Source organism: Actinomadura chibensis NBRC 106107 (assembly GCF_001552135.1).
GTDB classification, from domain to species: domain Bacteria; phylum Actinomycetota; class Actinomycetes; order Streptosporangiales; family Streptosporangiaceae; genus Spirillospora; species Spirillospora chibensis.
Genome location: NZ_BCQP01000017.1, coordinates 1 through 13266, shown reverse-complemented (window position 1 = coordinate 13266; position 13266 = coordinate 1). Strand labels below are relative to the sequence as shown.

The 13266-nt window shown below is 72.7% G+C and carries 10 protein-coding genes; 7 read left to right on the top strand and 3 right to left on the bottom strand.

Annotated elements, in window-relative coordinates; translation table 11 throughout:
* Positions 1–158: 158 nt before the first annotated feature.
* The 5 genes from glgX (at position 159) to ACH01S_RS10440 (ending at position 8717) form a co-directional block, all read left to right on the top strand.
* Positions 159–2321 (top strand): glycogen debranching protein GlgX, encoded by a 2163-nt coding sequence (gene glgX, locus ACH01S_RS10460; RefSeq protein WP_067888600.1) that lies wholly within the window; start codon positions 159–161, stop codon positions 2319–2321.
* Between the two features lie 3 nt (positions 2322–2324).
* Positions 2325–4733, top strand: a complete 2409-nt coding sequence (gene treY, locus ACH01S_RS45160; RefSeq protein ID WP_083980534.1) for a malto-oligosyltrehalose synthase — start codon at positions 2325–2327, stop codon at positions 4731–4733.
* Positions 4730–6517: a malto-oligosyltrehalose trehalohydrolase gene (gene treZ, locus ACH01S_RS10450; protein ID WP_067888597.1), complete on the top strand. Its 1788-nt coding sequence runs from the start codon at positions 4730–4732 to the stop codon at positions 6515–6517. Before treY ends, treZ begins: the two co-directional genes overlap by 4 nt.
* A gap of 149 nt (positions 6518–6666) precedes the next feature.
* A complete protein-coding gene (locus tag ACH01S_RS10445) occupies positions 6667–7338 on the top strand; it encodes a response regulator transcription factor (RefSeq protein WP_019629095.1) in 672 nt (223 codons plus the stop codon).
* Between the two features lie 107 nt (positions 7339–7445).
* Entirely contained in the window at positions 7446–8717 is a 1272-nt protein-coding gene (locus ACH01S_RS10440) for an ATP-binding protein (RefSeq protein ID WP_067888594.1), read from the top strand.
* 16 nt (positions 8718–8733) lie between these two features.
* On the opposite strand, the gene ACH01S_RS10435 is transcribed toward ACH01S_RS10440, so the two are convergent.
* Positions 8734–9378, bottom strand: coding sequence for a GtrA family protein (locus ACH01S_RS10435; RefSeq protein ID WP_083980533.1), 645 nt, complete (start codon positions 9376–9378; stop codon positions 8734–8736).
* 224 nt (positions 9379–9602) lie between these two features.
* Between ACH01S_RS10435 and ACH01S_RS10430 the strand changes: the two genes are divergently transcribed.
* Complete coding sequence (locus tag ACH01S_RS10430; RefSeq protein WP_083980532.1) at positions 9603–10790, top strand: 5-(carboxyamino)imidazole ribonucleotide synthase; 1188 nt, start codon at positions 9603–9605, stop codon at positions 10788–10790.
* Between the two features lie 32 nt (positions 10791–10822).
* Positions 10823–11290 carry a 5-(carboxyamino)imidazole ribonucleotide mutase gene (gene purE / locus ACH01S_RS10425; RefSeq protein WP_083980604.1) on the top strand — a complete coding sequence of 156 codons (468 nt, stop codon included), beginning with the start codon at positions 10823–10825 and terminating at the stop codon, positions 11288–11290.
* Positions 11291–11306: 16 nt separating this feature from the next.
* On the opposite strand, the gene ACH01S_RS10420 is transcribed toward purE, so the two are convergent.
* Both ACH01S_RS10420 and ACH01S_RS10415 read right to left on the bottom strand, forming a co-directional pair.
* Complete coding sequence (locus ACH01S_RS10420) at positions 11307–11762, bottom strand: CoA-binding protein (RefSeq protein ID WP_083980531.1); 456 nt, start codon at positions 11760–11762, stop codon at positions 11307–11309.
* Between the two features lie 40 nt (positions 11763–11802).
* Positions 11803–13137 (bottom strand): UDP-glucose dehydrogenase family protein, encoded by a 1335-nt coding sequence (locus tag ACH01S_RS10415; protein ID WP_067888586.1) that lies wholly within the window; start codon positions 13135–13137, stop codon positions 11803–11805.
* Positions 13138–13266 lie beyond the last annotated feature (129 nt).

Sequence of the window (13266 nt, the reverse complement as noted above, 5' to 3'; positions counted from 1 at the left end):
GATCTTAGGTAACCCTCATTAAGGTAAGGCTCCCCTAAGGTAGCTCAGGGATGTCCGTTCTGGCCAGGGGGCTCCCAATCGGTGTGATCCACCCCTCAGCGGGAAGGGCTTTCTCCGCGTACGCGCCCCGCGTGCCGCAGGGACGGGAGGCCGGGACATTGGCTCAGGTCTGGCCGGGCGACGCCTACCCCCTGGGCGCCCGGTTCGACGGCGCGGGGACGAACTTCGCCGTCTTCTCCGAGGCGGCCGAGCACGTCGAGCTGTGCCTGTTCGACGGCCCGGCGGGCGACGGCGCCGAGACCCGGCTGGCGCTCCCCGAGGTGGACGCCTTCGTCTGGCACGCCTACCTGCCGGGGATCATGCCGGGCCACCGCTACGGGTTCCGCGTCCACGGCCCCTACGATCCGCGCCGGGGGCAGCGCTGCAACCCGGCGAAGCTGCTGCTCGACCCGTACGCGCAGGCCGTCGAGGGGTCCGTGGACTGGGACGAGTCCTGCTTCGGCTACCGGTTCGGCGACCCGTGGTCGCGCAACGACGCCGACTCGGCGCCCCACACCATGCGGTCGGTCGTGGTCAGCCCCTACTTCGACTGGGGGGACGACCGTCCGCCGCGCATCCCCTACCACGAGACGGTGATCTACGAGGCGCACGTCCGGGGCCTCACCGCGCGGCATCCGGACGTCCCGCGCGCGCTGCGCGGCACCTACGCGGGCCTCGGCCACCCGGTGGTCATCGACCATCTGCGCTCGCTCGGGGTGACGGCGGTGGAGCTGATGCCCGTGCACCAGTTCGTCCACGACGACGCGCTCGTGCGGCGCGGGCTGCGCAACTACTGGGGCTACAACACCATCGGGTTCTTCGCGCCGCACAACGAGTACGCGTCGTCCGGGCAGCGGGGCGAGCAGGTGCTGGAGTTCAAGGCGATGGTGAAGGCGCTGCACGAGGCTGGGATCGAGGTGATCCTGGACGTCGTCTACAACCACACCGCCGAAGGCGACCACCGCGGGCCGACCCTGTCGTTCCGGGGGATCGACAACGCCTCCTACTACCGGCTCGCCGACGACGACCCCCGCTACTACACCGACACGACCGGCACCGGGAACAGCCTGCTGATGCGCGGGCCGCACGTCCTGCAACTGATCATGGACTCGCTGCGGTACTGGGTGACCGAGATGCACGTGGACGGGTTCCGCTTCGACCTGGCCGCGACGCTCGCCCGCGAGCTGCACGAGGTGGACCGGCTGTCGGCGTTCTTCGACCTCGTCCAGCAGGACCCGGTGGTGTCGCAGGTGAAGCTGATCGCCGAGCCGTGGGACGTGGGCGAGGGCGGCTACCAGGTCGGCAACTTCCCGCCGCTGTGGACGGAGTGGAACGGCAAGTACCGCGACACGATGCGCGACTACTGGCGCGGGGAGCCGGGCGCGATGCCGGAGTTCGCGTCCCGGCTGACCGGGTCGTCGGACCTGTACGCCGCCGACGGGCGGCGGCCGATCGCCTCGATCAACTTCGTGACCTGCCACGACGGGTTCACGCTGCGCGACCTCGTCTCCTACGACGGCAAGCACAACGACGCCAACGGCGAGGGCGGCCGGGACGGCACCGACGACAACCGGTCCTGGAACTGCGGGCACGAGGGCCCGACCGACGACCCCGGCGTCCTCGAACTGCGCGAGCGGCAGAAACGCAATCTGCTGACGACGCTGTTCCTCTCGCAGGGCGTCCCGATGCTGCTGCACGGCGACGAGATCGGCCGCACCCAGCGCGGGAACAACAACGCCTACTGCCAGGACAACGAGCTGTCCTGGGTCGACTGGACGGGCCTGGAGGACGGCGGCTTCCCCGACGAGCGCGGGACGCTGCTCGACTTCGTCCGGCGGCTGTCGCGGCTGCGGACCGCGCATCCGGTGTTCCGGCGCAGGCGCTTCTTCCTCGGCGACCAGCGGCCGAAGCGGGCCCGCGCGAACGGCCGCCCGGAGGAGCTCCCCGACCTCGTCTGGTTCACCCCCGGCGGCGCGGAAATGGCCGGGACCGACTGGACGGCCGGATTCAACAAGGCCCTGTGCGTCTTCCTGAACGGCGACGCGATAGGCGAGCCCGACCCGCGCGGAAGGCAGGTCACCGACGACTCGTTCCTGCTCCTGTTCAACGCGGACGACGGCGACCTCGCGTTCACGCTCCCGCCCGCCTCCTACGGCGCGACGTGGACGACCGCCCTCGACACCGCCGACCCCCTGCCCGCTCCCGGCGAGCCGTCCACCCTGAAGGCCCGCGAGACCGTCGCGGTCACCGCCCGGTCGATCCAGGTCCTGCGCCGGGGCTGAGCCGTGACCCCCGCCTCCGTCCGCGACATGCACGCCGAACCCGCTCCCGACGAACCGCTCCCCGGCGAACCCCCTGGTGAGGAGACCGTGTCCGAGGACCACCTGGACGAAGAGCACCTGACCGCCAAGAGCAGAACCGGCAGGCACACCACCGGCAAGCACACCACCGGCAAGCACGGGGGCGCCCCCGGGGAAGAGGAGGCGGCGCCGCCGTCCGGCACCTACCGGCTCCAGTTGCGCGGCACGCCGGAGGGCCGCTTCGGCTTCGCCGAGGCCGCCGCGCTCGCCCCCTACCTGGCGTCCCTCGGCGTGTCGCACGTCTACCTGTCGCCGATCCTGCGGGCCGCGCCCGGCTCCACGCACGGCTACGACGTGATCGACCACTCCCGGCTGTCGGCCGAACTCGGCGGGTCGGAGGCGTTCGGCGCGATGGCCGCGCGGTTCCGCGCGCACGGGCTGAAGCTGCTGGTGGACGTCGTCCCGAACCACATGGCGATCCCGTCCCCGCCCGACCTGAACCTGCCGTTCGCCGCCGTCCTCGCAGACGGGCCGTCCTCGCCGTTCGCGAAGTGGTTCGACGTGGACTGGACGGCCGGGGGCGGACGGATCGTCCCGCCCGGCGAGGGCGAGCCCAACTACCGCCGCTTCTTCGACATCTCCGGCCTGATCGGGCTCCGCCAGGAGGACCCGGAGGTCTTCGAGCGCACGCACGCCCTCCTGCTGAACCTGGTCGAGGAGGGGCACGTGGACGGCCTGCGCGTCGACCACCCGGACGGCCTCGCCGACCCGCGCGGCTACCTGCGGCGGCTGTCGGAGGGGGCGCCGGGCGCGTGGCTGCTGGTCGAGAAGATCACGACGGGGGACGAGCGGCTGCCGCCCGACTGGCCGTGCGCGGGCACCACCGGCTACGACGCGCTCGGCATGGTCGGCGGGCTGTTCGTCGACCCGGCCGGGGAGAAGCCGCTCACCGACTACTACGTCGCGCTGACGGGCGGTCCGCACGACTTCGCGGAGGTGGAGCACGAGTCGCGCATGTACGTCGCGACGCATGGGCTGAAGCCGGAGATAGAGCGGCTTCAGGGCGTCCTTCGGCGGGTGGTGGGCGAACGCCGTCCCGGTCTGGAGCGGGCCTTGCTCGAACTGCTCGTCGCCATGCCCGTGTATCGCGCGTACGTCGTCCCTGGGCAGGACCCGTCGCCACAGGCCGTCGACGTCCTGGAAGAGGCGGCGGGCCGTGCCCGCGCGCATCTGCCGGAGGAAACGCACGCGGATCTCGAATTCGTCGTGGACCTGGCCCTCGGGCGTGGCGAGCGCACCGATGCCGAGTTCATCGTGCGGTTCCAGCAGACGTCGGCTCCGCTGGCGGCGAAAGGCGTCGAGGACACGGCGTTCTACCGGTGGAACCGCATGGCCGCGCTGAACGAGGTGGGCGGCGACCCAGAGCGCTTCTCGGTCAGCCCCGAGGACTTCCACGCGTTCTGCATAAGGACGGCGAGGGACTGGCCGTTGACGATGACGACGCTGTCCACGCACGACACCAAACGGGAAGAGGACGTGCGGGCGTGGCTGTCCGTCCTGTCGGAACTCCCCATCGAATGGACGGAGGCCGTCGAACGGTGGCGGAACTGGGGCCCCGGCACGTCCCCGCTGGAACCCGACCTCGAATACCTGCTCTGGCAGACGCTCGTCGGCGCCTGGCCCCTCACCACCGGACGCCTGGAGGAATTCCTCACCAAGGCGATGCGCGAGGCCAAGACGCGCACATCCTGGACCGACCACGACCCCGAATACGAGCGGGCCGTCCTCGACTACGCGCGGGGCGTCCTCGCCGACCCCGACCTCATCACCGACATGACCGCGTTCGTGCGCAGGCTCGCCCCCTACGCGCGCTACAACACGCTCGGGCAGAAGCTCGTCCAACTGGCGATGCCGGGCGTCCCGGACGTCTACCAGGGCTGCGAGCTGACCGGGCTCGCGCTGGTCGACCCCGACAACCGGCGGCCGGTCGACTACGGGCGGCGCCGCGAGCACCTCCTGCGGCTGGACACCGGCCGCCGGCCGAAGGAGGTCGACGACGAGAAGCTCCTCGTCACGTCGCGGACGCTGCGGCTGCGCCGGGCCCATCCCGAGTGGTTCGGGCCCGGTTCCCGGCACGAGCCGATCACCTCGCGCGGGCCCGCCGCCGAGCACGTCGTGGGGTTCGCCCGCGGCGAGGCGGTCGCGCTGGCGACGCGCCTGCCCGTCGGCCTGGAGCGCAAGGGCGGCTGGGCCGGGACGAGGGTCGACGTCGCCCACCAGGGCTGGCGGGACGTCCTCACCGGCTGCACCCACATGGGCCCGATCCTGGACGCCGGGCGGCTGTTCGAGACGCTGCCGGTCGCGCTGCTCGTCCCCCGGGAGATCGATCGGTGACCACGCGGTTCGAGGTCTGGGCGCCGTCGGCCGGGCGCGTGGAGGTCGAGGCGGGCGGCGTCCGGCATCCCATGGACGCGTCGCCGTCCGGCTGGTGGAGGGCGGACGTCGCGGACGCCTCGCATGGCACCGACTACGGGTTCGTCTTGGACGGCGCGGACGAAGTACTGCCCGACCCCCGCTCGCCATGGCAGCCGGGCGGCGTCCACGGGTTGAGCCGCGTCTACGACCACGACCGGTTCGCCTGGACGGACCAGCACTGGCACGGACGTCCCCTCCCCGGCAGCGTCCTCTACGAGATGCACGTGGGCACGTTCACGCCGGAGGGGACGTTCGACGCGGCCGCCGAACGCCTCGACCATCTCGTGGCGCTCGGCGTGGACGCGGTGGAGATCCTGCCCGTCGCGTCCTTTCCCGGAAATCACGGATGGGGATATGACGGCGTCCACCTGTGGGCGCCGCACGAGCCCTATGGCGGCCCGGACGCGCTGAAACGCTTCGTCGACGCGGCCCACGCGCGCGGGCTCGCGGTGATCCTCGACGTCGTCTACAACCACCTCGGCCCGGACGGAAACCGCCTCGCCGCCTATGGCCCTTATTTCACCGGCACACATCCGACGCCTTGGGGCGACGCGGTCAACTTCGACCAGGAAGGCTCGGAAGAAGTGCGCGCGTTCGTCGTGGAGAACGCGCTGATGTGGCTGCGCGACCACCACTTCGACGGGCTGCGGCTCGACGCCGTCCACGCCATCACCGACCTCGGCGCGGTGCACGTCCTCGAAGAACTCGCGGGCGCGGTGGCGGGCCTTTCGGCGCACCTCGGACGCGACCTGTTCCTCATCGCCGAATCCGACCTGAACGACCCGCGCCTGGTGACGTCCCGGGAGGCGGGCGGGTACGGCCTGGACGCGCAGTGGAGCGACGACTTCCACCACGCCCTGCACGCCGCGCTGACCGGCGAGCGGCAGGGCTATTACTGCGATTTCGGCGATTTGGAGACCCTCAAGAAGGCGCTCACGAACGTGTTCGTCCACGACGGGACCTGGTCGACTTATCGGGGGCGCCGCCACGGGCGCCCGGTGAACGTCGTGAAAACACCCGCGCACCGGTTCGTCGGCTTTCTTCAAAACCATGACCAGATCGGCAACCGGGCGGCCGGCGACCGGCTCGGCGCCGTCCTCGCCGCCGCGGGCGCGCCGCCCGGCCTGCTCAAGGTCGGCGCGGCGCTGCTCCTCCTCGCGCCGTTCACGCCCATGCTCTTCATGGGCGAGGAATGGGGCGCGTCCACCCCGTGGTGCTATTTCACCGACCATCAGGACCCCGAACTGGGACGGGCCGTCAGCGAGGGGCGCCGCCGCGAGTTCGCGCGGCACGGCTGGACGGGCGGCGTCCCCGATCCACAGGCTGTGGACACCGTCCGGCGGTCCGTCCTCGACTGGACCGAGCCCGGCCGGCCGCACCACCGCGACCTGCTGGAATGGCACCGGGCGCTGATCGCGCTCCGCCGCTCCCGCCCCGAGTTGAACGACCCGCGCCTGACGGGGACGACCGTCGAGACCGGCGGCGACGGGGCCCGCTGGCTGATCATGCGGCGCGGTCCGATCCGCGTGGCGGCGAACCTCGGGGACGCGCCCGTTCTGCTCCCCGTGTCCGCCGCTGAGGCGCCGCCGCCCCGCCTCCTGCTCGGCTCGGACCCGGCGATCCGCCTGGACACGGGCGCCACCGGCGATTCCGGAACCGCCGCGCTCGAACTTCCGGCCGCGTCCGCCGCCGTCCTCGGCTGACCCGGCCCGGCGGGCCCCAGGCGGGATGCGGACTGCATCCCGGTTCCGCCTGATAAGCGGTGTTCGAGGATGTACTACGAGTGGCAAACCGCAGGTCAAGAGCGCGGCGGCAGCCGGGCAATGTTCAAGAATGGTCATACGATCGGTTCATGACCTCAGTACTGCTCGCCGAGGACGACACGTCCATCTCCGAGCCTCTCGCCCGCGCGCTGCGGCGCGAGGGGTACACCGTCGAAGTCAGCCCGGACGGCCCGCAGGCGCTGGAGCGGGCGCTCGGCGGCGGGGTGGACCTGATCGTCCTGGACCTCGGCCTACCCGAGCTGGACGGCCTTGAGGTGGCCCGCCGGGTGCGGGCCGAGGGGCACGGCGTGCCCATCCTGATCCTGACCGCGCGTGCCGACGAGGTCGACACCGTCGTCGGGCTGGACGCGGGCGCCGACGACTACGTGACCAAGCCGTTCCGGCTGGCCGAGCTGCTGGCCCGGGTCCGGGCGCTGCTGCGCCGCGGCAGCACCGAGACCCCGATCGTCCAGGGGGTCCGGATCGACGCCGAGTCGCGCCGCGCCTGGATGGGCGACCAGGAGCTCCAGCTCACGACGAAGGAGTTCGACCTGCTGCGGGTGCTCGTCCGCGACGCGGGCAAGGTCGTCACCCGCGAACAGATCATGCGCGAGGTGTGGGACACCAACTGGTGGGGTTCCACGAAGACGCTCGACATGCACATTTCCTGGCTGCGCCGCAAGCTCGGCGACGACGCCGGCAGCCCCCGCTACATCACGACGGTGCGGGGCGTCGGCTTCCGGTTCGAGCGCGGCGACTAGGGCACGCCCTACCGGCCGCCACGGTCGCGCGGGTCGTCCCGGCGCCTTCCCGAGAGGCGCCGGGTCCCTGCCGCGCGGTCCGTGGCCCCACCCCTGAAGGAGCCCTGATGAGGCGCCGACTCCTCCTGTCGACGCTCGCGGTGGCGGTGGTCGCGATCCTGTCGCTCGGCATACCCCTCACCTACTTCGCCCACAGACTCTCCTACGAGAAGGAGAGCCGGTCGCTCGACCGGGAGGCGTCGTCCATCGCCGTCGGCGTCGGCTTCAGCCTGGAGTCGAACCGTCCCGTCACCGGCGCGATGATCGCGCGGGAGTACCCGGGGCGGCACGTGTCGATCGTCATGCCGGACGGCCGGACGCTCACCGCCGGGCCGCCGCGCCGCGGGCCCGTGCTGTCCGCGGACCGGACGAACGGCGCCGTGCGCGTGCGGGTGTCCCGGCCGGAGGCGGAGGTCCGCGACGACGCGGTGCGGCGGATGCTGTTCATCGGCAGCCTCGCGCTGCTCGGCGTCGCGCTGACCGTCGGCCTCGCGATGGTGCAGGCCCGCAAGCTGACCGTCCCGCTGGTCGACCTCGCCGAGACCGCCGACCGGCTGGGCAGCGGCAACGCCAGGCCGCGGCGCCGCCGCTACGGCCTGCCCGAGGTCGACCGGGTCGCCGAGGTGCTGGACCGCAGCGCCGTCCGGATCGCCGACTTACTCGCCGCTAGCCGCGAGTTCGCCTCCGACGCGAGCCACCAGCTCCGCACGCCGCTGACCGCGCTGTCCATGCGGCTGGAGGAGATGATCGACGCCGCCGACTACCCGGACGTCGTCCGGGAGGAGGGCGCGGCTGCCGTCGCGCAGGCGGAGCGGCTCGTCGCGGTCGTCGAGCAGCTGCTCGCCCGCGCCCGGCACGACCGGACCGGCGCCGCCGTCGCCTCGCCCATCGACGAGATCATCGCCCAGCAGGTGGAGGAGTGGCGGCCCATCTTCCGGCGGGACGGCCGGGACGTGCGGATCGTCGGCGAGCAGGGCCTCGTCGGCATGACCAACCCCGAGGGCCTCTCCCAGATCGTCGCGACCCTGCTCGACAACTCGCTGATGCACGGCGCGGGCACCGTGACCATCCACACCAAGCCGGGCGTCAGCTCGGTGGTCGTCGAGGTCGGCGACGAGGGCCCCGGGATCCCGCCCGAGCTGGAGCCGCGGATCTTCGAGCGCAGCGTCAGCGGCGGCCGGGGCACCGGCCTCGGGCTCTACCTGGCCCGCTCCCTCGCGATGGTGGACGGCGGGCGGCTGGAGCTGATCCAGTCGCGTCCGGCCGTGTTCGGGATCTTCCTGCGGCAGACCGAGCAGGCCCGGCTGGCCGAGGAGCGCGTCGTCATGGGCCCCGCCTGAGCGGCGGCCCGCCCGCTCAGCGGCGGGTGTACTGGGCGTAGTCCGCGGTGTGGCGCGCGTCCAGCGGGTGGCCGAGCCGGGGGGCCGGGCCCTGCTGGCCGTTCGCGGGCTGGCCGTTGACGGGCTGGCCGTTGACGGGCTGGCCGTTCGCGGGCCGCCCGTTCGCCCGGTGCGCGCCGGGCGCGGCCGGGGCCTCCGGCAGCCCGGACGCGGGGTCGACCTGCGGCGCGCTGGACGGCAGGAACACCCACTTCTTGTACGACCAGAAGCGGAACAGGGTGGCGAAGCCCGTCCCGATGATCAGGGCGGCGTTGTAGAAGACCGCGCCGTTCAGCCCGAGGACGTAGTGCGAGAACCCGATGAACAGCTCGGTGATGACCAGCCCGACGCCGTTCAGCGCGAAGAACAGGACGTACTCGCGGCCGAGGCCGGTGCGGTCGCGGTGCCGGAACGTCCAGTACCGGTTCGCCAGGTAGGCGAACGTCGTGGCGACCACCGTGGCGATGCCGTTGGACGTCAGCGGGCCCATCCCCAGGCCGGTGTGCAGGCCGTTGCCGATCCCGAAGGTGATGACGAACGCGATCGCGCCCACGCTGCCGAACTTGGCCAGCTCGCGCACGAGGTGCGCGAACTGCCGATGGATCTTGGCGACCAGGCTCACGAAGGGGAACCGTCCTTCCGGACTTCGTCTCTGCGCCGCGGCGGACAGGCCGCGGCACTTGCGGAGGCATCACGAGGATAGACGCCCGCGCCCGCCGGGACGTCGGAACATGAACGTTTCACGTCGTCCGTGCGTTCCTTGCCCATTGTCGCGATCCCCACACACGGGTTCGACGCGGGGTCCGGCGGGTTCGTTCACGCCGGTCGGCCGATACGCTTTCAGGCGTGACCAATCCGGCTGACGCACCCGTCGTGGGCATGGCGGGCGGGGGCCAGCTCGCCCGGATGACCCAGCAGGCGGCGATCTCCCTCGGCGTGTCGCTCCGCGTCCTCGCGGGCGCGGCCGACGACTCGGCCGCCAAGGCCGTCTCCGACGTCCGGGTGGGCGACGACCGCTCCCTCGACGACCTGCTGTCCTTCGCCAAGGGCTGCGACGTCGTGACGTTCGACCACGAGCACGTCCCCGGCCCGCACATCCGGGAGCTTGAGGCGACGGGGGCGCCGTGCCGTCCGGCCGCCGCCGCCCTCGCCCACGCCCAGGACAAGCTGGTCATGCGCGAGCGGCTCAGCGGGATGGGCGTCCCGTGCCCGGCGTACGCGCACGTCCCGGCCGACGGGGCGCTGGACGTCCTCGAAGCGTTCGCCGCCGAGCACGGCTGGCCGGTCGTGCTGAAGGCGACGCGCGGCGGCTACGACGGCAAGGGCGTCTGGATCGCCGGGGATCCCGGCGAGGCCGCCGAACTCGTGCGGCGGCTGCTGGACGAGGGCGTCGACCTGATGGCCGAGCGGCACGTCCCGTTCCGGCGGGAGCTGGCCGCGCTCGTCGCCCGCTCCCCGTACGGGCAGGGCGCCGCGTACCCGATCGTGGAGACCGTCCAGGAGGGCGGGATCTGCACCGAGGTGATCGCGCCCGCGCCCGGCCTGTCCGAGGAGATCGCCGCCGAGGCGCAGCGGCTCGCGCTCGCCGTCGCCGAGGGGCTCGGCGTCACCGGCCTGCTCGCCGTCGAGCTGTTCGAGACCGACGCCGGGCTGCTCGTGAACGAGCTGGCGATGCGCCCGCACAACTCCGGCCACTGGACGATCGAGGGCGCCCGCACGTCGCAGTTCGAGCAGCACCTGCGCGCCGTCCTCGACCTGCCGCTCGGCTCCACCGAGCCCACCGCCCGCTACACGGTGATGGCGAACGTGCTCGGCGGCGACGACCCGGACGTCCACTCCCGCTACTTCCACGTGATGGCCCACGACCCGGGCGTGAAGGTGCACATGTACGGCAAGGAGTCGCGTCCCGGACGCAAGATCGGCCATGTGACGGTGCTCGGCGACGACCTCGCCGACCTGCGCGAGCGCGCCCGGCACGCGGCGGGCTACCTGCGCTGGGGCAAGGCCCTCGCGGAGCGGGAGGGGCGGCGGTGACCGGCGCCCCGGCGCCGCTCGTCGGCGTGGTCATGGGCAGCGACTCCGACTGGCCCGTGATGGAGGACGCGGCCCGCGCGCTCGCGGAGTTCGACGTCCCCTACGAGGCCGACGTCGTGTCCGCGCACCGGATGCCGCACGACATGATCGCCTACGGCGAGGACGCGGCGGCCCGCGGGCTGCGCGTGCTCATCGCGGGCGCGGGCGGCGCGGCGCACCTGCCGGGGATGCTGGCCTCGGTGACGCCGCTGCCGGTGATCGGCGTGCCCGTCCCGCTGAAGTACCTCGACGGGATGGACTCGCTGCTCTCGATCGTCCAGATGCCCGCCGGGGTGCCGGTCGCGACGGTCGCGGTCGGCGCGGCGCGCAACGCGGGGCTGCTGGCCGTCCGGATCCTCGCCGCCTCGGACGAGGCCCTGCGCGCCAGGATGAAGGACTTCCAGCGCGACCTCCACGCCCAGGCCAAGGCGAAGGGCGAGCGGCTCCGAGAGCGGCTCTGAGCGCCGCCCGCCCGCGCTACCGGCGCAGCGCCCACTCGACGGCGGGGCAGCGGTTCATGACGACGTCGAGCCCGGCGTCCTTCGCGCGCTTCGCGGCCGCCTCGTCGATCACCTGGAGCGGCAGCCAGACGGCCTTCGCGCCCACCGCGATCGCCTCGTCCACGGCCTGCCCGGCGTGCTCGGCGCGGCGGTAGACGCCCACGACGTCGATCTCGGACGCGTCCGGCACGTCGGCGAGGGACGCGTACCCCTTTTCGCCGAGCACGTCCGCCGCCGCCGGATGCACGGGGATGATCCGCTTCCCGCGCTTCTGCAGCAGCCCGGCCTGGGTGTAGACCTCGCGGTCGGGGTTGTCGCCGAGGCCGACGAACGCCCACGTCCTGGACTCGTGCAGCAGCCGCCGGATCACGGCGAGCTCGGCGTAGGGGTCGGCGGACGGGTCGGCCGGAGGGGTGGCGAGAGAATCCGTCATGTCCGCGACAACAGCGCCCGCCGCCGGTTTAGTTCCGTTTTCAAGGACGTCCGAGGGCCCGGTAGTTCCAGCCCGCCGCGCGCCACCGCTCCGGGTCGAGGGCGTTGCGGCCGTCCACGATGTTGCGCTCCGCGACCGCCTCGGCCAGCGCGGCCGGCTCCATGTCGCGGAACTCGGCCCACTCGGTCAGCAGCAGGACGACGTGCGCGTCACGGGCGGCCGACAGCGCCGACTCGCCGTACTCCAGGGACGGCTGCGCGACCCGCGCGTTCGCCATCGCCTGCGGGTCGTACACCGTCACCCGGGCGCCCTGCGCGCGGATGGACGCGGCGACGTCCAGCGCGGGCGAGTCGCGGACGTCGTCGGAGTTCGGCTTGAACGCGGCGCCGAGGACGCCGACCGTCCGTCCGGCGAACGAGCCGCCGAGCAGCTCGCGGGCGAGGTCCACCATCCGGATCCGGCGCCGGATGTTGATCTCGTCGACCTCGCGCAGGAAGGTGAGCGCCTGGTCGGCGCCGAGCTCGCCCGCGCGGGCCATGAACGCGCGGATGTCCTTCGGCAGGCAGCCGCCGCCGAAGCCGAGCCCCGGGCCGAGGAACTTGCCGCCGATCCGGTCGTCGTGCGACAGCGCCTCGGACAGCTTCGTCACGTCGGCGTGCGCGGCCTCGCACACCTCCGCCATCGCGTTGATGAACGAGATCTTGGTGGCGAGGAACGCGTTGGCCGACACCTTCACCAGCTCGGCGGTCGGATAGTCGGTGGTGATGAACGGGGTGCCCGCGCCGATCATCGTCCGGTAGACCTCGCGCAGCGCCTTCTCGGCGTGCTCGGCGGCGCCCTGCTCGGCGGGCAGCCCGGCGACGATCCGGTCCGGGTGCAGGGTGTCCTGGACGGCGAACCCCTCGCGCAGGAACTCGGGGTTCCAGGCGAGGACGGCGTCGCCGCCCGCGGGCGCGGCGGCGGCGAGGATCTCGGCGAGCCGGGCGGCCGTCCCGACCGGCACCGTGGACTTGCCGACGACCAGGCACGGCCGGTCGAGCAGCGGCGCGAGGGTGGTGACGGCGGCGTCCACGTAGCGGAGGTCGGCCGCGTACTCCCCGGCCTTCTGCGGCGTCCCGACGCACAGGAAGTGGACGTCGCCGAACTCCGCCGCCTCTTCGTAGGACGTGGTGAAGCGCAGCCGCCCGCTCTCCAGCCCGCGGCGGAGCACCGGCTCCAGGCCGGGCTCGTAGAACGGCAGGTCGCCCGCCGCGAGCCGGGCGATGCGCGGCTCGTCCACGTCCAGGCCGAGCACCTCGAAGCCCAGGTCGGCCATGCAGGCCGCGTGGGTGGTCCCGAGGTACCCGGTTCCGATGACCGTCAGCCGGTAGGACACGGCCCGCTCCTCTCGATTCGCCGCCGCCGACTCGCGGCCTCATCTGTCACGTGCCCGCCACGGGCCGGGACCCGCGCCGTCCACGCATGTCTACTCGCCGGTAGCATCGGCGCCATGAGTTCTGATTTT

Excerpts from the sequence above, each read along its gene's own strand:
- ACH01S_RS10445 (WP_019629095.1), top strand. The coding sequence starts at position 6,667 with ATGACCTCAGTACTGCTCGCCGAGGACGACACGTCCATCTCCGAGCCT.
- ACH01S_RS10440 (WP_067888594.1), top strand. The coding sequence starts at position 7,446 with ATGAGGCGCCGACTCCTCCTGTCGACGCTCGCGGTGGCGGTGGTCGCG.
- purE (WP_083980604.1), top strand. The coding sequence starts at position 10,823 with ATGGGCAGCGACTCCGACTGGCCCGTGATGGAGGACGCGGCCCGCGCG.
- ACH01S_RS10420 (WP_083980531.1), bottom strand. The coding sequence starts at position 11,762 with ATGACGGATTCTCTCGCCACCCCTCCGGCCGACCCGTCCGCCGACCCC.